Below are 20,082 nucleotides of genomic sequence, written 5' to 3' on the forward strand. Positions count from 1 at the left end.
CGTGGCGCGCGCCATGCCTAAACTGGCGCCGATGGACCGCGCTCAGGACCGCGCCCGCGCGGGGTCGCCGGGGGTGGGCGCGGATCGGGTGTTCGCCCGGACCGCGGCGCCTGATCCTCGTCGGGCGCTTGATCTGGCCCGGGCCCGCCGGATATGCTTCGACCCCCGGAGCAGCTTGCATGAGGAACGCCGTGACTCGCATTTTCGTGGCTCTGCTCGCCGTTTTCGCCATCTGCGCAGGCGCGCTTGGCGGCGCCGCCCGCGCGCAGCAGCGCATTGCGCTGGTCATCGGCAATGGCGACTACCAGCTGAATCCGGCCCTGCCCAACCCGGTCGCCGACGCCCGGCTGATGGCCCGCACGCTGAGCAAGGTCGGCTTCAAGGTGTTCGAGCTGCTGAACGCGAATCAGGCCAGCATGAAACAGGCGATCGCCGATTTCGGCCGCGCGCTGCGCGCCGGCGGCCCCGAGTCCGTGGGCCTGTTCTACTACGCCGGGCACGGCGTGCAGGCGCAGGGCAACAATTACCTGATCCCGATCCGCTCCACGATCCGCGACGAGGCGGATCTTGATCTGGTCGGGGTCGAGGCGCGCTGGGTGGTGCGCCAGATGGAATCCGCGCGCAACGTCACCAACATCGTCATCCTCGACGCCTGCCGCAACAACCCTTTCGCCGGGGTCGGGAGCGGCGAATCGGGGCTGGCGCGCATGGACGCGCCCACCGGCACCTTCATCGCCTACGCCACATCGCCCGGCGGCGTGGCCGAGGACGGGACCGCCGGCAACAGCCCCTTCACCTCGGCGCTGGCCACCGCGATCACCCTGCCGGGCCTGCCCATCGAACAGATGTTCAAGCAGGTGCGCGTCGAGGTGCTGCGCGACACCGACGGCGCCCAGACTCCCTGGGACAGCTCCTCGCTGGTGCAGGATTTCCAGTTCGTCGAATCCCGCGGACTGGCGGTGATCTCCGAAAACCCCGCCGAACTGAAGCTATGGACCGCCGCGCGCGATTCCGGCGACGTGGTGCAGCTGGCGCTGTTCCTGAGCGCCTACCCCCAGAGCCGCCACGCCGAGGAGGCCCGCCGCCAGCTCACCGCGGCGGTCAACGCCTCCGGCGCGCCCGCCGCGCCGCAGCAGACCGCCGCCCCTGAACCGGCCGCCAAACCCGCCCCGCCGCCGGAGATCGAGCTGATCGAGATCGCCCAGGCCACCCGTTCGCTGGTGGATTACCAGGCCTATCTCGACGCCTATCCCGACGGGGTGTTCGTGGATCTGGTGCGCGCCGAAATCGAAAGCCTGGGCAAGAAGCAGGTCAAGACCGCGACCCTGGCGCCGGTGGAGCGGATCCTGCCGCCCCCGACCGCCCCCTCCGCCGCGCCCGCGCCCATTGAACGCTTCACCGAGCCGCTTGCGGACGGGGGAGTCGAGATCATAGGGCGTTCGATCGAGATGCTCGCCAAGGGCTCGCCGCTTTTCGCGCCGATCGAGGGCCTGCCCGAGATCGCCTGGAAAGACAAGAAATGCTCCAACTGCCACCAGTGGACCCGCCCGACGCTGTGCGATCAGGGCAAGTACTACGTCGCCAATGACAAATCCCTGACCACGCGCAAGCAGCACCCCTATGGCGGCGGCTTCAAGCTGGCGCTGCGCAGCTGGGCCGGGCTCGGCTGCCGGCAGTGACCCGGCCCCGGCGCCGGGCGGCGCCGGTGACCCGACGCAGGCGCCGGGCGGCGGCGCCAACCAGACCACGAAGCCGGCGCCGTGGCCGCAGCGCCAGATCCGGCGCCAAGCCCGGCCCCAAGGCCAGCCCCCGGCGTCAGCCCGCCACCGCCGCGACCACCCGCGCCAGCTTGTCGCGCACCATCGGCGCGATCTCGCCCAGCGCCGCATTGTCCACCTCGGACATCGAGGCCACCGGATCGACCGCGGCGATCTCGAACCCGTCGCCGCAGGCCTGCACCACCACGTTGCAGGGCAGCAGCGCGCCGATCTTGTCCTCGGCGGTCAGCGCCTGATGCGCCAGCGTCGGGTTGCAGGCGCCAAGAATGTGATAGGGCCGGAAATCGAGATCGAGCTTGGCTTTCATCGTCGCCTTGATGTCGATGTCGGTGAGCACGCCGAACCCCTCGACCTTCAGCGCCTCCACCACCTGCGCGATGGCGGCGTCGATGTCGTCGGCCTTGAAGGTGGCTGCGATGTAGTAGGACATTGGCTTCTCCTTTGCCCCCGAACCGGGGGCGGGCCCGCATTGCCCCCGAACCGGGGGCGGGGCTGCATTGCCCCCGAACCGGGGGCGGGGGCTGAATTGTCCCCGCATCGGGGGCGGGGGCTGTCGAGGCCCGGCGGAATCCGAATATAGTGCCCGCAACGGCGATTTGAACGGCAAAGGCGGCGGCATGAGCGAGAAGCCCGAAACACTCCTGCAACGCATCGCGCCCGGCTGGTCGCCGGAGCTGCGCGCCGCCATCGTCGCACGCTCCAGCCGCATCCGCTGCCCGGACGGCGCGCAGCTGTTCGGCCCCGGCGACAGCTGCGAGAACTTCCTGATCCCGCTCAGCGGCGGCGTGCGGGTTGAACACATGGGCGCCACCGGGCGGTCCGTGGTGCTGTATCGGGTCGGCCCCGGGGACAGCTGCGTGATGACCACCTCATGCCTGCTGTCGGGCGCCCCCTATCAGGCCTACGGCTTCGCCGAGGGCGAGGTCGAGGCGCTGGTCATGCCCGCCGCCGCCTTCCACGATCTGGTCAATGACCGGGTGGAATTCCGCGACCTGGCGCTCAGCGTGTTCTCGCAGCGAATCATCGACCTGGTGGAGGTGATCGACGAATTCCTGCTGCATCGCGTGGATCTGCGCCTGGCGGCCTGGCTGGCCGATCGCGCCGAACTCGCCGCCGAACCCGCCGCCGACGGCGCGACGACGATCCGCGCCACCCATCAGGGCATCTCCGCCGAACTGGGCACCGCGCGCGAGGTGGTGTCGCGCATCCTCAAGGAATTCGAGCGCCGCGGCTGGATCGCGCTCGCCCGCGGCGAGGTGCGGCTGCTGGACCAGTCCGCCCTGCGCAGCTTCGCCGCCGCCCGATAGTCGCGCGCGATCGCCGGTTTCATCGCCGGTTTCATCGCCGGATTCAAGGTTAATGCGGCGCTGCGTGACGTCGTCACATACGCCGCGCCCGATTGCGGTCAAGGTCGGGCGGCGTTTAACTGCTGACAAGGAGCAACCAGATGAAATTCGCCACCAACATGGGCGCCGTCGATCGCATTCTCCGCCTGATTCTGGGCATCGCGCTGATCGCGCTCGCCGTCACCGGCGCCTTCGCCCCCTGGGGCTGGATCGGCATCGTGCCGCTGGTCACCGCTTTCGTGAAATTCTGCCCCATCTATGCGATCATCGGCTTGAAAACCTGCTCGGACTGCTGAACCCCCGTCAGGTCGCCGGCAAACAGAGGACCCAGACATGATCGGATCCGTTGTCAGAGGGCTCGCGCTCTCGCTCATCCTGGCGCTGCCGCTCAGCGCCGGGGAAATCCAGTCCAGCGTGGACGCGGGCGCCCTGCCCAAGAAGAAAGTCACGCCGTTGGGGCTTTACCTGACGCCCGCCGACGCGCAGGCGGCGCTGTCCGAAAATGACGGGATCGTGTTTTTGGACGTGCGCGACCCCATCGAGATCAATTTCGTGGGCCACGCGGCGGGGCTTGACGCCATCGTGCCGCTCAGGACCGCGACCTATGACTTCAACGACAAATCCGGCAAATACGGCATGAAGGCCAACCCGGATTTCGTCGCTCAGGTCGACGCGATCATGGCCCGCGAGGGCAAGTCGAAATCCGATCCGGTGTTTGTCATCTGCCGGTCGGGCGCGCGTTCGGCGGGCGGCGTGCGCAAGCTGATCAAGGCGGGCTACACCAATGCGTGGAACCTGGTCGAGGGGTTCGAGGGCGACAAGGACAAGGCCACCGGGCAACGCACCCGCAACGGCTGGCGCAACGCCGGCCTGCCCTGGACCTACAAGATCGACCCCAAGGCCGCCTGGCGGCCTGCGGGCAGGTAGCGGCGCTTCGGCGCGACCGCCGGCGGCGTCGCGATGGCGCCGCCGTTCTCGCGCCCGCGCCGCAACGCAACGGCGCCCGCGCTACAGCGCAACGGTAATCGAGGTGTCCCGCGCCGTCGGATAGCGCAGCTTGCGCCGCCGCCACGGCGCCGCGTCCAACACCCGGTCCAGCGCCGGCCCCTTGTCGTCCTTGACGTAGTCGCGATGCGCCTTCACCTCGTCGGGCGCGTAGGTCATGTGGATCAGGTAATCGGCGTCGCCGCGCGCCGCGAACAGCATCGCGAACATGTCGGGTTCCGGGTTGCCGTGCTTGCCGTCGCCGCTGACCACGTAGTGATCGGCCGTCACCGCCGCGAAGAACGCCTCGGACACGTTGCGGTCGCTGCCGTGATGCGGGATCTTCAGCAGGTCGAAATGCGCCCGGCCCTCGGGATAGCCGGCCGCCTCCAGCCAGTCGCGGATCATGTCGCCGCGCGCGTCCCCGGTCAGCAGCATGGTCTTGCCCCCGGATTCGGCGATCGCGACGATGCTGGCGAGGTTGTAGACCGAGGTGTCGAGCGAACGCGCCGCCGCCACCCGCGCCTGCCTGTCCGCTTCCCGCCTGAGGATCTTGGGCAGCTGTTTCGCCCAGGCGTCGCGCAGCCGGTCCAGTTCGGCCTCGGTCGGCCCGATCACCCGCAGCGACAGATCTCCGCGCCGCCACGGCCCGCGCGCGTCACCCGCCAGCGCCAGCCCCTCCTCGAAGGACGGGTTCACCGGAATGGCGAGGGTCTTGAGGTCGCGCCGCAGACGCCGCCCCTGCGCCACGCTCGACAGCATCAGCGCGGTGTGCTCGGCCCCGGGCAGGTCCAGCCCCATCTCCTCGAAATTCGACGCCAGGCTGGCGGCCGCGGCCCGTGCGCCGCGCGCCGGCTGCATGCCGGTCCGGGCGATGGCGTCGGCGAAGCTGTTGAACCACATGCGCCGGATCATCGCCGGCGGGCGGGCGTCGTCATCCTGCGCCTCGCGCATCTCGTCGATGAGGTCGATCATCCCGGCGATGTGGTCGCTGTCGATATGCGAGACCATCGCCAGATCGATCTCCGGCGGTTCGTCCCCCGCGGCGGGGGCCAGGGCCAGAATATGCTTGCGCAGAAACCGCTTGTAGACCCCGCGCGCGCCGCCGTCGATCAGCACGACGGCGCCGGGCGCGGTCAGGATCAGCGCGTCGCCCTCCTTGGCGCGAACCGCCTTGAGTTCCATATGCCCCTCCCCCCGGCTCACACCGATTGCAGGGCGCGCAGGATGTCGAGCAACCCGCTGCCCTGGAAATACCGTTCCCGCCCCAGATCGGTGGCGGTGTCGCGCAGCACCTGCTTGATGCGGGCCGGATCGCCCACCAGTTCGGAATGCCGCGCCATCAGCATCGCCGCGGCGCCGCTCACATGCGGCGCGGCCATCGACGTGCCGTCCTTGGCCTCGGCGCCGCCATCCGGCGTCGGCCCCTTGATCTTCTCCCCCGGCGCCACGAGGTCGGGCTTCAAGCGCCCGTCCCCGGTGGGCCCGCGGCTGGAAAAATAGCTCACCCCGTATTCATGGGGGCGCTTGCGGTGGGTGGCGCCCACGGTGATGACGTTCTCGGCGTTGCCCGGGTCGGTGATGGTCGCGTCGCGAAACCCGTCGGTCATCGACAGCTGGTCGCCGCCATGGGTCTGAAAGCCGCGATTGCCCGCCGCCGCGACGATCACCAGCCCCAGCGCCGCCGCCTCGTTGCATTCCTCGCAGATCGGGGTCTGGCCGCAGGCGAAGCGGCGCACCTCGTGCAGCAGCGACAGGCTCATGTTGGCGCCGTGCACCACCATGTGCCCGGCGCGCGAATTCATCCAGCGCAGGAACTGCACGGCGGCGAGCAATTCGAATTCATCGGTCTTGCCGTCGTCGCGAAACACCCGCACGTCGATCAGGTTGATGTCCGGACACATGCCCTGCATCACCCGCGGGCGCACCGCCAGCGGCAGGGTCTCGTCGACATCCTCGTCCACCCAGTCCGCGCCCAGAACCCCGGCCACATGGGTGCCGTGATCATTGCTCGGAAGCTCGGGCGAGGTGGCGAGGATCAGCGGCTCCAGATCCTCCCAGTCGAGATCGTTGCCGCGCAGGATGCGCCGCTTGAGCCGCGCGATATGTTCCCGCGCCCGGGCCCGCGCCGCCGTTTTCCAGGCTCTGGTTTCCTCGGGCGGCGCGCCGGGGCGTTCGGGATCGGGCTGCGACGGGTCGCGGCAACGACGCATGATCTTGTCGCAAAGCGCGTCCCGCTCGGCGGCGATCTCGTCATCCACCGGGCCCGAATCCTCGTCGCAGGAGGCGATGATGTCGAGGTCGAGCAGATCCCGGATATGGGTGAAATCCAGCGTCCGCGTCACCCGGCTCGGCAGATCCGCCACCGCCACCGGGGCCGGCGCGCCGCCCGCGTCATCGGCGCGCAACGCCGCCTCGGCCTGCGCCGAGGTGTCGGCGAAGGCCGGATGCGCGCCGTCGATGCCGCTGTCGATCACCGCCCAGGTGATCTTGCGGCACGAGATCGCGAACAGCCGCCGCGCCGCGTCCGCCTTCACCGTCAGCACCGATTTCGCCACCGCCAGCGACACCTCGCGGTTCTGCGTCACCCGCCAGATGAACTGGTCCGAGGGCTGCGCGCCCTTCGTGGTCCAGCTTGCGTAGACGGCGCCGAAGGCCCTGGCGATGCCCTCGCGCAACCGGCGCACGTCGCGGGGGGCGGCGTTGTCCGCATCGTCGTCGTCGCGGGTGATGAAATCCCGCTCCAGCGCCCGCCCCAGCGCGTCGTCCGGGCCCAATATCGCGTAATCCCCGTTGAAGGCCGCGCCGATGACGCCGCCAAGGCGCACCAGCCAGAGCAGGTCGACCGGCAGGCGGCGCAGATAGGCGATGCGCGCCGGCGCGCGTTGGAACTCGGTCTCCGCGGCCGCGCCGCTTTCCGCCATGATCTCGCGGCGCATCAGCATCAGCCCATCGGTCAGATCGCGAATGCAGTCCTCCGCAAGCTGGGGAAACGCGGTCCAGTCCGCCGCGCCGCCGCGCTGGCCCAGCCGACTGCGCTTCAGCGCGATGAGCTTCTGGCGGGTCTCTCTCCACCATGGCGTCAGCGGCAGCGCCAGCCGCATCATCTCGTCGAAATACAGCTCCGCCGAGATCTGCCCGGGGATGTAGGACACCCGCACCCGCTTGCGGTCCAGCGGCGCCGCCAGCGCGTAGGCGCCGTCTTGCTCGCGCCGGCGCATATGCGCGAGCATCTCGCGCAGTTCCGACGCCGCCTTGCCGGCGCTGCGGTCGCGCGACACGGTGAGGATCAGCTTCTGCTGGCAGCGCGGCTTGCGCGCGTATTGCAGCCAGACATTGGTCAGGATCGGACTGTCCTGGGTGAACCGCTTGCCCCCCGGGGTCTCGTAGAGAAGCTGATTGGCGAAATCGAGCCGCCGCTGACCGGTCATGACGCCCTCCGATGAAACCCCGTTGAAATCAAATGCGCGCGGCGCCTAGATCTTCACCCTGAAATCCACGATGGCGCCGGGGGCGAAGCGCATGCCCTCGCCCGACAGCACCCGCGACACCGGCGCGCCGTCGGCGGCCTTGCCCAGCACCTCGATATGGTAGGTCTTGCCGGTCTCCACCTCATAGCCGCCATTGGACGGAAATCGCGTGCGGCCGCGCAAGAGCAGATCGCCCAGCGAGGGCCGGTCGAACCCCACGGTGCCGGCGATCTCCGGCACGTTGGCGGGCGGGTTGGGCAATTCGCTCACCAGCACCTGCACCGGCTCCGACGCGTTGCTCGCGCCGTCCCGGTCGATGTGGATGGCGATCCAGGCCTTGTTGCTGGGGGCCTTGGGGCGCACCTCGTTCTCGCGCCCGCCGCGCCGATAGCCCAGCGCCGTCATCACGCTGTTCACGCCGCCGCTGCCGCCCGACAGGATCAGCGCCGTCAACAGCTTGCTGACCACGCCGCTGGCCGGCGGCGCGTCGGGCATGTAGGCCCCCAGCAGCGCCGCCACCACGTCAAGATCGAAGCTCCACACCACCAGCGCCGACACCGCCACCGATACGATCGTGCGCACCCCGCGCAGGCTGAAATAGGTCAGGAACACCCGCCAGTTGAACAGCACCGCCAACGCGCTTTCGATCAGCACCGCCACCACCAGCAGGATGGTCAGCGCGCTCAGCGACTGTTCGTAGATCCCGGCATTGCCCAACGCCACGGCGGGCGTTTGCGCCGCGTCTTGCGCCAGCAACGGCGCGGTCAGGGCGGCAAGCAGCATGGGCGCGGTCGCGGAAACGCGAATTCTCATCGCTCCCTCCTCTCGGGCAAAGCGTTCACGGCAGGTTCGGCGGCCCGGCGGGCGGGGGCGCGCCGGGCGTAAGATATGTGCGCATGCCGGCGTCGGCATAGGCGTAGCCGGCGCGGATCACCACGCGCTGATCCTCGGGATCAAGCGCCTCCAGCCGGGTCGGCGTGTCGCGCGCGCGCTTGAATTCGGCGGCGCTCGGCCGCCAGCCCGCGGGGGCGTCGAAACGTTCGATGTCGGTGCCGGCGGTCCAGTAGGCGCCCATGCGCTCGGGCTTGTCGTCGGCGAGCTTGTGGCGAAACAGGTTGATCAGCACCCGCTCGCGCCAGTCGATCGAGGCGGAAAGGAAGGTGTTGATCACCGGCAGCATGTGGTCGAAGGTGAAATTGCTCGGCTCGGCGGCGGCGTTGTGCCCGGCATAGCTGGCGATCAGCACGCCGCAGCGTTTCCAGATCGGCTCCAGCCCCAGATTGTCATAGACCCCGCCATCGACCAGAATCGGTTCCTTCAGCAGTTCCGGCTCGTGGTGGCGGGCGCCTTCGGGGATGGTCACGTCCTCCTTGCGCAGGTCGAGCCGCAGCGGCGCCAGCACCGGCGGAAACGCCGAGGACGCCGCCACCGCCTCCGCCAGCCGCACCTTGCGGGTGGAGGATTTCAGCGCTTTCCAGTCGGCGAGATAGTCGCGGGTGAAGCGAAACAGCCCGCCGGTCTGCAAGTTGGTGGCGTTGAAGATGAATTTCGGCCGCACCGGGATCGCCTTCAGCTTCATGCCGTCGAAAACATGCTTGTCATAGAGATCCGCCAGCCGGTTTCCGGCGGACACGAACGGCAGGAACCCGGCGAACCCGGTGCGCACGTCAAGCGTGCGCGAGGTCGCCTTCATCACCGGCCTGATGAAATGCCGGCGCATGGCCCCCGGGTCGGCGACGCCGGTCGCAGGGTCGAAATCCAGCTTCGGCCAGGCCTTCGCCAGCAGCCCGGAGGTGATCGAGCCGCCCGAAACGCTGGAGATCCGGTCGATCTTCGGCAGCGCGCCCAGCTCGCCGAGCCGCAGCACCGCGCCGGCGTGAAACAGGGTCGCGCGATAGCCGCCGCCGGAAAAGCACAGCCCCACGGCGCGGCGATCGTAGCGGGAAAGCTCCCCGGGTCTGAAAAACCCGGTTTCAGAAGACGCCGTCCAATCGGTCATGATCGAATCCTCCTGCCGATTTTCAACAAATTCATTTCTGGTTCAGATAAATTGAGCTTTTGCTGGCAATACTTTACCGAAATGCAAAATCTTTGCAATCAATCCGCGCCGGGACCCCGCCCGGCCGTCGCCGCGCTTCAGGCGCGGATGACCTCGCGCAGCGCCCGCATTCGCCCGGCGATCGCCTCGGGCTCGCAGGCGCAGAACCCGATCAGCAGGCCCCGCCGCCGGACGCCGCCGGCGCAATGGCGCGACAGCGCGCGGCAGCTCACGCCCCGGCGCAAGGCGCGGGCGGCGATGTCGCGATCATCGGCGCCGGGGGGCAGATGCAGGGCGATCTGCATCCCCGCCTGATGATCCGCGAACCACGGCCCCGGACCGGCGCCGGGACCGAGCGCCGCGCCCAGTTCGGATTGCAGCGCCGCGACGCAGGCGCGCCGCCTTGCGCCGTAGATCCGGCGCATGCGGCGGATATGGCGGTGGAACCCGCCCTCCTCGATGAACGCGGCGAGCGGACGCTGCGGCGCGATCGACGCCCTGACCCCGAACCGCGCCAGCGTCGCGGCGAAAGCCGGGATCAGCGCGGCCGGCGCCGCCAGAAATCCAAGCCGCAGCCCTGTCGAGAAGATCTTGGAAAAACTGCCCACATAGATGGTGCGCGCGGCGCCGCCGTCGAGGCTCGCCAGCGCCGGGATCGGCCGCCCGGCATAGCGGAATTCGCTGTCGAAATCATCCTCGACGATCCAACCGCCGGTTGCCGCGGCATGGGCCAGAAAGGCGCGGCGCGCCGCCAGCGGCATGGCGCCGCCCAGCGGAAACTGGTGCGAGGGCGTGATCACGCTCAGCACCGCCGCCCGTCCGCGCAACGACGGCGGCAGGGCCCCGGCCTCGCCCACCGCCAGCCAGACCGGATCGAGCCCCAGCGAGCGCGAAAAATCCCGCAGCGGCAGGTAGCCGGGGTTTTCCAGCGCGATGCGGTCTCCGGGCCGGGCAAGGCTGCGGATGGCGATCTCCAGCGCATCCCCCGCGCCCGCGGTGATCAGGATCCGCGCCGGCGGCGCATCCAGCCCGCGCCACTCGGCCAGATGCCGCGAGATGGCGGCGCGCAGGCGCGGATCGCCGAAATCATGCTGCGCCGTGACCAGCGATTCCGGGGCCGCGCGGGCCACCCGCGCCACGCAGCGCCCCCAGTCGCGATGGGGAAACAGCCGCATGTCCGGCAGCCCCGGCGGAACCGGCCCCGCGGGCCCGGCAGGCCCGGCGGGCGCGGGCGGCGCGGCGCGCGGCAGACCGCTGGCGGCGATGCCCACCGGGCCAGATTCGCCGCGCGCCTCGGCGCTGACGAAAATCCCGGACCCGCGCCGGCTTTGCGCGTAACCCTCCGCCGTCAACTGGTCATAGGCGGTGACCACGGTGGCGCGGGACACGCCAAGCTCAGCCGCGAAGGTCCGGCTCGCGGGCAGGCGCGCGCCCGGCGCGATGCGCCCCGCGGCGATGCCGGCGCGCAGGGCGTCGCATATTTGCTGGAACAGCGGCGCGGCGGCGGCGCGGTCCACCGACAGCGCCAGCAGCGCGGCGTCGCTCATGACCCGCTGCGCGGTCGCAAGGCATTGCCGGCGGGCTGGGCGGTGCGCATGAAAATTGGTCCGATCTGAAATCCAGAAACTGGATCTTTTCGATAGACCGCATCACGGCGCATGGTCAATGGCCTTCCGACCCGTCAACCGAAAGACCGCCATGACCGCCGAACCGCCCGCCACCGACCTGCCCGTCACCGACCTGCCCGTCACTGGCCGTACGCGCCTGCGCCGCACCCATGAACGCGGCCATTTCGATCGCGCGACCCTTTACGGCGTCATCGACGCCACGCCGCTATGTCATTTCGGCTATGCGATCGACGGCAAGCCTTCGGTGACGCCGACCTTTCACTGGCGCGAGGGCGACCGGATCTACTGGCACGGCTCCAGCGCCAGCCGGGCGCTGCGCGCCGCCGAATCCATGGATGTCTGCCTCACGGTGACGCATTTCGACGGCATGGTGCTGGCGCGGTCGGCCTTTCATCACTCGGCGAATTATCGATCGGCGATGGTCTTCGGGCAGGCGCGAAAAGTCGCGGATCCGGCGCAGAAGACCGCACGGCTGCGCGCTTTCGTCGAGGGGCTGTATCCGGGCCGCTGGGACATGCTGCGCCCCATGTCGGCGCAGGAACTGAAGGCCACGACGGTGCTGTGGATGCCCATCGAGGAGGCCTCGGCGAAGATACGAACCGGCCCGCCCGGCGATGACGAGGAGGATTGCGCCTTGCCGATCTGGGCCGGCGTGATCCCGCTCGCCCCGGCGCCGGGCGCGCCGCTGGACGACCCGCGCAACCTGCCGGGGCTTTCGCCGCCGGCCCATGTGACCGACTGGGCCCTCGGCTGAGCCGCCGCCAATGGCGGATCGGGTCCACCCTGTCCGGGCGGCGGGATCGGCGCCGGATCAAGCCAGCGTCACGCCCGCCGCGCGCATCTCGTCAAGCGCCCGCGCCAACGACCCGTCCATGTCGATGCCCCGGCAGGCGGAAAGCCGCAGGCTGACTTCGAAGCCCAGCTTCGTCGCGTCCAGCGCCGAGTAAAGCACGCAGAAATCCGTCGCCAGCCCCACCAGCGTCAGGCGTTTCGCGCCGCGTTCGCGCAGATAGCCCGCGAGCCCGGTGGCGGTGGCGCGGTCATTTTCGAAAAACGCCGAATAGCTGTCGATGCCGGGGCGAACCCCCTTGCGCAGGATCAGGTCCGCGCGGTCGGCGTCCAGCCCGGCGTGAAACGCCGCCCCCGGCGCGCCCTGCACGCAATGGGTCGGCCACAGCACCTGCGGCCCGTAGGGCATCTCGATCATCTCGAACGCCGCCTTGCCCGGGTGGTTCGCGGCGAACGAGGCGTGATCCGCCGGGTGCCAGTCCTGGGTCAGCACGCGCAGGGGGAAATCGCCCTGCATGGCGTTGATCAACGGCACGATCTCATCGCCCCCGGCGACCGCGAGCGCGCCCCCCGGGCAAAAATCATTCTGCACGTCGATGATCAGCAGGGCCGAGGCGGGATCGGGGTCTTGCATGGGCTGGCTCCCTTGTTGTTGCGCCGCGGGCGCGGTTCAGTCGGGGTGGCGGATGGGGGCGGGAATTGAGTCGAGGGGGAAATTCAGTCCGAGAGATTGAGTCGGAAAGATTGAGTCGGGGCGGACCGGCGAATCAGCGCAGCCCGTCCTCGCCCTTCACGTCCTCGACCGCCAGCCCGCCCATGCGATGATGGATGCGCCCGCCGCGGCTCATGGCCAGGGCGAACAACAGCTCATCGGCGCGGGGGCCGTCGGGCAGGCCCACCTCCATGGCGTCGAAATGGCTGCGCACATAGGCGGCGTTGATGTGGCCCAACGGGATGTCGATGCGGGTTCCCGGCCCGCCCACCTTCATCGCCGAGGGCACGATGGCGCGCGCCTCGCCCAGGCGTTCGCGCATGGAATAGCCGCCGGGCGCGTGCCACAGCGCGGTGTGCTCCAGTTCGCCGCCCTCGCCGGCCAGCGCAGCCTTGCCGTAGCCGTCGATGCCCTCGATCCCGCCCATGGCGGCGATCAGCCGGTCGGTCATCATCAGCCCCAGCGGCTTCAGGTCGTCCATGGCGTCTTGAAGGGTCTCCTGCCAGCGCCCGGCGAAGGGGTTTTTCACCAGCGCGACGATCGCCCCGCGACGGCGCGGCGTCGCCGGGGGCGGGCCGTTTTCATGAACGATGTCCTCGATGAAGATCATGGTTTTTCGCAGGGGAAATTCAGGCATGGGTCAGCTCCGGCTTCGGGTTCTGGTGGAAGAAATCGCGGCCCGCAAGGCGCATCTCGCCCTGCAGGATCAGCGCTGCGCCGTGGATCAGGCCGCGCGCCAGCAGGTCCCGCGCGCGGGCCTCGCCGCGGGCCAGCGCCGCGGCGATCGCGGTTTGGTCCAGCGCCGCGACGCCGGTGGTCACCAGCCGCGCGCCCAGGTCGCTGTCGGGGGCGAGCGCTTCGGCGGGGGCGCGGGTCACGCCCGGATGCCCCGGCAGGTCCACGGCGTTGGCGATCATGGTCGCGGCGGCGTCGGCGGCGGCGGCGTTGACGGCCAGCGCCGTCACCGCGTCGGCGATGCCCAGCGAATGGCTGCGCCCGCGCCAGCCCGAGGTGGCGACGCCGCGGCTGGGATCGGTGGCGGCGATCTCGATCCGCGCCGGCGGGTCCGCGGCCAGCGCCGCCGCGATCCGCGCCCCGGGGGCCAGATGGAACGCCACGTCGCCGCCGTTGTTCACCGATATCCTGGACGTGTCGTCAATGCCGTCCCCGCGCATCGCCGCCAGCACCTCGTCGGCCACGGCGCCGGCGACGGCGGCCATGGGGGTGATGAAATCCGGCGCGAACGGCGCGACGGCGGCTTGCATCCGCTGCGCCGTCGCGCCGTGCAGGCGCGCGCCAACGGGGCGCCGCAGCGCCGGAAGCTCCGCCGCCAGTTCTTCGAGAATGGTGGCAAACCGCCGCTCGGCGCGCCGCAGCGCCCGCGCGCGCCCGCGCCCCTCCACGGCGATGATCAGGTCGATCGGGCCGTGATGCAGGTGCAGCCGCCCGTCGGGCAGGCGCGCGGCGGCGGGGTTCTGCATCTCAGCCCGCATCCCCGGCCACGGCCACGGCCCGCGCCCGCGCGCCGTATTCGCCGCCATGTTCGAGAATGTCGGCAAGCGGGCGCACCGCCTCGTCATGGCCGCCCAGCGCAATGTATTCGGCGCGCGGCAGGGTGAATTCCAGCGGCGCGACGATCGCCGGCGTCGGCACGTAGCCGAATGAATTGTCCGGCATCTTGGTCACGTCCGCCATCAGGGTGATGCCGCCGCCGGGCCAGACGAAGGTTTTCGCCCCGCCGCAGGTGACCCGCGTCCGCCCCGCCTGAACCGAGCGCGTCAGCCGCACCGGATTGCGCGTGACCCCCGAGCGCAGCGATCCCCCCGCCCCGCCCGTGAACAGCACCGAGCACAGCGCCGGTTCGCAGTTTTCCGCGATCAGCCGCACCGAGGGCGCCAGTTTCGCGGGCAGATCCCGCTGGCGCGGGATCAGATCCTCGTCCAGCACGTAATAGCCATGCTGTTCGCCGGTGGTCGACACCATCAGCAGCGTCAGCCCGGGCCGCGCGCCTTTTCTGGCGTTCCACGGCCCCAGTATGGTCAGCGGATCGTCGATGGCGGCGCCGCCCCAGCCCTGCCCCGGCTCGGCGACCCGGAAATACCGCCCCGGGGTCGATCGCCGCCCGAGGATGCGGATGCCGCTGTCCTCCCAGCCCAGCACCTTGCCGGCCTGATGTTCGGAAACCACGCCGGTGATGTGATCGTCCACCACCACCACCTCGTCCACCAGCCCACGCCATTGCGAGGCGAACATGCCGATGGTCGCCGAGCCGCAGCCGACGCGCATCCGCAATTCGGTCTCCCCGTCGATGATCGGGGCGGCGCCGGCCTGGGCCACCAGGCTGACGCCGCCATCGACGCTCAGTTCCACGGGGTCGCGGTTGCACAGGCGCATGAGCGTGTCGCAGGTCACGCGCCCCTCGGCTTTCGATCCGCCGGTAAGGTGATCGACCCCGCCCAGCGACAGCATCTGCGAACCGTATTCGCTGGTGGTCACATGGCCCACGATCTCGCCCTGCGCGCGCAGGACCGCGCCTTCCGCCCCCAGATGACGGTCGGTGTCGATCTTCACCTTGGCCCCGCAATAGGAAAAGATCGCCTCGGTGACCACGGTGACGAAATCCACGCCGTCAAGCGCGCGGCTGACGATGAAGGGCGCGGGCTTGTAGTCGGGATAGGTGGTGCCCGACCCGACGGCGGTGACGAACAGGTCGCGATCCTCGGCCCCCGCGCCCAGCGATCCGTCCCAGTCGGCCTTCAGGAAAGGGCGGATCTCGTCCCCCGCGGCGATGCGCCGATCCAGCACGGTCAGCGGATCGCAGCGGATGATGCGGCCGTTTTCATTGGCGTAGCGGTCGCAGGCCCCGGCCCGGCCCTCGGCCACGTAGCACATCACCGGGCAGGCGTCGCAGCGGATTTTTTCCGGTCTGGCGGGCTTGGCGCGCCTGGCGGGCTTGGCGGGACTGGCGGGCTTGGCGGGGCGGGCTTGCGGGGCCTGGCCTTGCGGATCGCTCATGTCTTGTCCCTCGCTGCGTCGCCCGCCGCCCGGATCGCCGCGCGCACCCGCGCCGGGGTGGCGGGCAGCCGGGCGATGCGCGCGCCGGTGGCGTGGCGGATGGCGTTGAGGATCGCCGGCGCCGTGGGGATCAGCACATGCTCGCCCAGCCCCTTGGCCCCCATCGGCCCCTCCGGATCGGGTTTCTCGATCAGGATCGAGCGGATTTCGGGCATGTCGCCGATGGTGGGGATCAGGTAATCATGCAGGTTTTCGGTGCGCCCGGGCAGGTATTCCTCCATCAGCGCCATCCCCAGCCCCTGCGCGACGCCGCCCTCGATCTGGCCTTCCGCCAGCAGCGGGTTGATGGCCCGGCCCAGATCATGGGCGGCGGTGATGCGCAGCACCCGCACCGTTCCCAGCGCCGCATCGACCTCCAGCTCCGCCACATGGGCCCCGTAGCCATAGACCGCGTAGGGCGCGCCCTGGCCGTTCTCGTCCAGCGGCGCGGTCGGCGGATCGTAGCTTTCCTCGGCCCAGATCGCATAGCCATGGGCGCCGCCCGGCAGATCGCCCAGCGCGATGTCGTGGCGGGCGCCGCCCTCGGTCACCGTCAGCCGCCCGCCGGCCAGCGACAGCCGCGCCTCCGGCCCGCCGTTGCACAGCCGCAGGATATTCGCGCGCAGGGCCCGCCCCGCCAGCAGCGCCGCGTTGCCGCTGATCACCGTCTGGCGCGAGGCCGAGGTCTTGCCGCAATCGGGGGTCAGCGCCGTGTCCGGCCCGATCAGGTCGAAATCCGCCACCGGCAGGCCCAGCGCGTCGGCGCAGATCTGGGTGATCACGGTGTTCGCGCCCTGCCCGATATCGGTGGCGCCCTGATGCAGCCGCAGCCGCCCGCCGGCGGTGATCCCGACCCGGATGGTCGCCGGGTTGGGCAGCGCCGTGTTGCCGCAGCCATACCAGCACGACGCGACGCCCACCCCGCGTTTCACGCCGTTGGCGCCCGCGTTGAACGCCGCCGCATCCGCCAGCGCCGCGTCCCAGGCCGGGCGCAGCGCGTCGAGGCATTCGCGGATCCCCACCCCCTGCAGCGCCTGCCCGCACACGCTGCGATCGCCGTCCGCCAGCGCGTTCAGCGCGCGGAACTCCAGCCGATCAAGCCCGCAGGCCTCGGCCAGTTGGTCAAACATGGTTTCCTGCAGGATCGCCGCCTGCGGCACGCCAAAGCCGCGAAACGCGCCCGAAACAGGCCCATTCGTATGCACCGCCCGCGCATGGGCGGCGTAATGGGGCAGCCGATACGGCCCCGATGCGTGGATCGGAACCCTCGTCGCCACCGTCGGCCCCCAGCTGGCATAGGCGCCGGTGTTGAAATCGCCGTTGAACGCCATGCCGGTCAGCCGCCCCGCCGCATCCGCGCCGATGCGCGCGGAAATCCTCGCCGGGTGGCGCTTGGTGGTCGAGGCCATGGATTCGGCGCGCGAATACACCATCCGGCAGGGCCGCCCGGTGCGAAGCGCCGCCAGACCGATCAGCGGCTGCAGCGACACGTCGAGCTTGGATCCGAAGCCGCCCCCGGTCGCCGCCGGGATGATGCGCACCTTCGCGGGCGCCAGCCCCAGCAGCCGCGCCGCGTCGTCACGGTCCATGTAGGGCGCCTGGGTGCAGGCGCGGATCGCCAGCACGTCGCCCTCGAGCCAGGCGCAGCCGGCCTCGGGTTCGATATAGGCGTGCTCCACATAGGCGGTCTCGATCTCATGCGCGACCACATGCGCGGATCCGGCCAGCGCCGCCTGCGCGTCTCCGGTCACCACCCGCCCGGTGGTGAGCAGGTTGCCCGGGCGCTGGTCATGCAGCAGCGCCGCGCCCGGCGCACGGGCGCTGTCCGGGTCGAGGCTTTCGGGCAGCTTCGTCCAGGCAACGGGAAAATCCGCCAGATCGAGCCCATCCATCGCGTCCGGCTCGCCGACGACCAGCGCCACCGCCTCGCCCCTGAACCGCGCGGCTCTCTCGGCCAGCGCCGGTTGATCGGCGAAAGGCGGGATCACGCCGAACCGGTTCTCGCCGGGGATGTCGGCGGCGGTGAAGGTCGCGACCACGCCGGGATGCGCGCCGCGCCACGCGGCGAGATCGCCGAATTCAAATCCGGCGGCGTGATGGGGCGAGCGCACGGCGCGCGCCGTGAGCGCGCCCCCGGGGACGAAATCGGCGCCGAAGCTTTCGCTGCCATCCACCTTGGGCCGCCCGTCGAGCCGTTCCAGCCGCGCGCCCACCGCCGCGCCGGCGTCCGGCGCCGGGCCCACGCCGCCGCCCGACGCATCCAGCACCGCATCGACGATTTTCCGGTAGCCGGTGCAGCGACACAGCACGCCGCCCAACGCGTCCTCGACCTCCGCGGCGCGCGGCGTCGGATTGCGCGTCAGCAGCGCCGTCGCCGCGACCAGCATCCCCGGCGTGCAAATCCCGCATTGCGCCGCGCCGTGGCGCAGGAAGGCGCGCTGCAGCCCGGTGAGCGCGTCGCCGGACAGTCCGGCAAGCCCCGCCAAACCCTCCAGCGTGGTGATCTCGCGCCCCTCGGCCTGCGCCACGGGGGTGAGGCAGGCGCAGACCGGCGCGCCGTCCAGCAGCACCGTGCAGGCCCCGCAATCCCCGGCGTCGCAGCCGATCTTCGTCGCCCGCAGGCCCAATTCCTCGCGCAGCGCCTCGGACAGCCGCCGCCCCGGAGTCGATTCAAGATCCCGCGCCGCGCCGTTGACGGTGACCCGCGTGCCCGCCGCGCCGGTCATGCCGCCGCCTCCGCGGCCCCGGCGATCCGCGCCAGCGCCCGGCGGGTCAGTTCGGCCGCCGCCTCCATCCGGTAGCCCGCATCGGCGCGCAGATCGTCGATGGGCGTCAGCGCCGGGACGATGCGCGCCGCAGTCGCCAGCCCGGCCAGGTCCGGCCCGGCCGGGGCCCCTGTCAACGCCGCCTCCAGCGACGGCAGCCGGGTTGCCACGGCGCTGCAGGCGCCGATCGCGACCGCCGCTTGCGCCACCCGCCCGTCGCGAAAATCCAGCCGCGCGGCGACCATGGCGATGGAGATCACCAGATATCTGCGCGCCCCGAGCTTCTCGAACGCCGAGCCGCCCCGCGCGGCGCGCGCCGGGACCAGCACCGCGGTCATGATCTCGTCAGCCGCCAGCGCCGTGCGACGCGGGCCCAGCAGAAAATCCGTCAGCGCCAGCCGCCGGGTTCCGCGCGTCGAGGCCAGCTCCACCTCCGCATCCAGCACCAGCAGGCAGGGAACCCCGTCCGCCGCTGGCGAGGCGTTGCACAGGTTGCCGCCGATGGTCCCGGCGTTCTGGATCTGGATCGAGCCGACCTCCCGCGCCGCCGCCTTCAGCCCGTCGAAACACGGAGGCAGATCGGCGCGAACGATGTCGCGCCACGTGGCGCAGGCGCCGATGCGCCAGCCATCGCCGTCGCGCCCCACGCCGCCCAGCGCCGCGATTCCGGTCAGGTCCAGCGTCGCGCCGGGCAGCGCCGGGCGCGCGGTGGCGGGGAAGGCGTCGGTGCAGCCGGCGACGACGGCGACGCGGTCGGCGCGCTCGGCGCGGATCGCCAGCGCTTCGGCCAGCGCCCGGGGTCGAAGATAGGCGGCCATCGGCGATCCTCTGCTGCCCGGCGCCGCGCCGTCGCCATCGCGGGCGCGGGGCTTCGGGTCGATTGTCCCGTCAAACCTGTCGCACGCCGCCGGATCCAGCCCCAACCGGCATCAAGCGCTGGCGTCGGCGCCGGATTATTGTTAGCATACAAACAGATTTTGCGCCCGACGCCGTTTACTGTCAACATCCGATGTGCCAAAGCCCGGGCGCGACGCGCCGGAACGAACATGCGGGAACCCATCTGCCCATGGCTGAGAGCGGAGAAAACCACGGCGCGGCCCCGGTCTATCGGCTCGACGATCAGATCGGCTTCCTGCTGCGCCGCGCCACGCAGCGGCATCTGGGGATTTTCGGGCGCCATGTCGGCGACATGACCCCCACGCAATTCGCGGCGCTGGCGCGGCTGTGCGAGCTCGACGAGGTGTCCCAGAACGCCCTGGGGCGCCAAACGGCCATGGACGCGGCCACCATCAAGGGCGTCATCGACCGGCTGCGCAAGCGGGGCTACGTGGCCTCGCGCCCCGATCCCAACGACCTGCGGCGGATTTTCGTGGCCCCGACGCGGGCGGGCCGGGGGGCCTATGAAAGCCATGTCGCCGGGGCCCATGCGATCACCGCCGAAACCCTGGCGCCGCTGTCGCCCGCGGACCAGACCGCGTTCCTGGCGCTGCTGCGCAAGCTGACCTGAGCCGCGAGCCC

Annotated in this window: 18 protein-coding genes; 6 read left to right on the top strand and 12 right to left on the bottom strand. The window is 70.6% G+C overall.

Annotated features, from left to right (window positions below):
• Positions 1-191 precede the first annotated feature (191 nt).
• Entirely contained in the window at positions 192-1,679 is a 1,488-nt protein-coding gene (locus AC1HC7_RS02165; protein ID WP_479497016.1) for a caspase family protein, read from the top strand.
• A gap of 136 nt (positions 1,680-1,815) precedes the next feature.
• Here the strand turns inward: AC1HC7_RS02165 and AC1HC7_RS02170 are convergent, their stop codons facing one another.
• A complete protein-coding gene (locus AC1HC7_RS02170) occupies positions 1,816-2,208 on the bottom strand; it encodes a DUF302 domain-containing protein (protein ID WP_479497017.1) in 393 nt (130 codons plus the stop codon).
• Between the two features lie 187 nt (positions 2,209-2,395).
• Here AC1HC7_RS02170 and AC1HC7_RS02175 point away from each other — a divergent pair, with 187 nt between their 5' ends.
• From AC1HC7_RS02175 to AC1HC7_RS02185, 3 genes are all read left to right on the top strand, one after another.
• Positions 2,396-3,085 (top strand): Crp/Fnr family transcriptional regulator, encoded by a 690-nt coding sequence (locus AC1HC7_RS02175; protein WP_479498603.1) that lies wholly within the window; start codon positions 2,396-2,398, stop codon positions 3,083-3,085.
• 140 nt (positions 3,086-3,225) lie between these two features.
• Positions 3,226-3,420, top strand: a complete 195-nt coding sequence (locus tag AC1HC7_RS02180) for a YgaP family membrane protein (protein ID WP_479497019.1) — start codon at positions 3,226-3,228, stop codon at positions 3,418-3,420.
• Between the two features lie 37 nt (positions 3,421-3,457).
• The gene (locus tag AC1HC7_RS02185) at positions 3,458-4,051 is read left to right on the top strand and encodes a rhodanese-like domain-containing protein (RefSeq protein WP_479497020.1); all 594 of its coding nucleotides are present in this window, start codon (positions 3,458-3,460) and stop codon (positions 4,049-4,051) included.
• An 81-nt stretch (positions 4,052-4,132) separates the two neighbouring features.
• Here the strand turns inward: AC1HC7_RS02185 and AC1HC7_RS02190 are convergent, their stop codons facing one another.
• The 5 genes from AC1HC7_RS02190 to pdxR all read right to left on the bottom strand — a co-directional run bounded on the left by AC1HC7_RS02190 (position 4,133) and on the right by pdxR (position 11,163).
• Positions 4,133-5,293 (bottom strand): ComEC/Rec2 family competence protein, encoded by a 1,161-nt coding sequence (locus tag AC1HC7_RS02190; protein ID WP_479497021.1) that lies wholly within the window; start codon positions 5,291-5,293, stop codon positions 4,133-4,135.
• Between the two features lie 17 nt (positions 5,294-5,310).
• The gene (locus AC1HC7_RS02195) at positions 5,311-7,539 is read right to left on the bottom strand and encodes a S8 family serine peptidase (protein ID WP_479497022.1); all 2,229 of its coding nucleotides are present in this window, start codon (positions 7,537-7,539) and stop codon (positions 5,311-5,313) included.
• A 45-nt stretch (positions 7,540-7,584) separates the two neighbouring features.
• Positions 7,585-8,391, bottom strand: coding sequence for a hypothetical protein (locus AC1HC7_RS02200; RefSeq protein WP_479497023.1), 807 nt, complete (start codon positions 8,389-8,391; stop codon positions 7,585-7,587).
• Positions 8,392-8,416: 25 nt separating this feature from the next.
• Entirely contained in the window at positions 8,417-9,577 is a 1,161-nt protein-coding gene (locus tag AC1HC7_RS02205; protein WP_479497024.1) for a patatin-like phospholipase family protein, read from the bottom strand.
• 137 nt (positions 9,578-9,714) lie between these two features.
• Positions 9,715-11,163, bottom strand: a complete 1,449-nt coding sequence (gene pdxR / locus AC1HC7_RS02210; protein WP_479498604.1) for a MocR-like pyridoxine biosynthesis transcription factor PdxR — start codon at positions 11,161-11,163, stop codon at positions 9,715-9,717.
• 118 nt (positions 11,164-11,281) lie between these two features.
• On the opposite strand from pdxR, the gene AC1HC7_RS02215 reads away from it, so the two are divergent.
• Positions 11,282-11,998, top strand: coding sequence for a pyridoxamine 5'-phosphate oxidase family protein (locus tag AC1HC7_RS02215; protein WP_479497026.1), 717 nt, complete (start codon positions 11,282-11,284; stop codon positions 11,996-11,998).
• 57 nt (positions 11,999-12,055) lie between these two features.
• Here AC1HC7_RS02215 and pncA read toward each other — a convergent pair whose 3' ends face one another.
• The 6 genes from pncA to AC1HC7_RS02245 form a co-directional block, all read right to left on the bottom strand.
• Positions 12,056-12,667 (bottom strand): bifunctional nicotinamidase/pyrazinamidase, encoded by a 612-nt coding sequence (gene pncA / locus AC1HC7_RS02220; RefSeq protein WP_479497027.1) that lies wholly within the window; start codon positions 12,665-12,667, stop codon positions 12,056-12,058.
• A gap of 133 nt (positions 12,668-12,800) precedes the next feature.
• Positions 12,801-13,382 (bottom strand): amino acid synthesis family protein, encoded by a 582-nt coding sequence (locus AC1HC7_RS02225; RefSeq protein WP_479497028.1) that lies wholly within the window; start codon positions 13,380-13,382, stop codon positions 12,801-12,803.
• Positions 13,375-14,226 (bottom strand): UPF0280 family protein, encoded by an 852-nt coding sequence (locus AC1HC7_RS02230; protein WP_479497029.1) that lies wholly within the window; start codon positions 14,224-14,226, stop codon positions 13,375-13,377. The genes AC1HC7_RS02225 and AC1HC7_RS02230 overlap by 8 nt, the downstream gene beginning before the upstream one ends.
• Position 14,227: 1 nt before the next feature.
• Positions 14,228-15,637, bottom strand: coding sequence for a 6-hydroxynicotinate reductase (locus AC1HC7_RS02235; protein ID WP_479497068.1), 1,410 nt, complete (start codon positions 15,635-15,637; stop codon positions 14,228-14,230).
• A 119-nt stretch (positions 15,638-15,756) separates the two neighbouring features.
• The gene (locus AC1HC7_RS02240; RefSeq protein WP_479497030.1) at positions 15,757-18,525 is read right to left on the bottom strand and encodes a molybdopterin-dependent oxidoreductase; all 2,769 of its coding nucleotides are present in this window, start codon (positions 18,523-18,525) and stop codon (positions 15,757-15,759) included.
• A complete protein-coding gene (locus tag AC1HC7_RS02245) occupies positions 18,522-19,382 on the bottom strand; it encodes an FAD binding domain-containing protein (protein ID WP_479498605.1) in 861 nt (286 codons plus the stop codon). The genes AC1HC7_RS02240 and AC1HC7_RS02245 overlap by 4 nt, the downstream gene beginning before the upstream one ends.
• 248 nt (positions 19,383-19,630) lie before the next feature.
• Between AC1HC7_RS02245 and AC1HC7_RS02250 the strand changes: the two genes are divergently transcribed.
• Positions 19,631-20,071, top strand: a complete 441-nt coding sequence (locus tag AC1HC7_RS02250; protein ID WP_479497032.1) for a MarR family winged helix-turn-helix transcriptional regulator — start codon at positions 19,631-19,633, stop codon at positions 20,069-20,071.
• The last annotated feature ends 11 nt before the right edge of the window (positions 20,072-20,082 follow it).

The organism is Oceanicella sp., assembly GCF_056449545.1.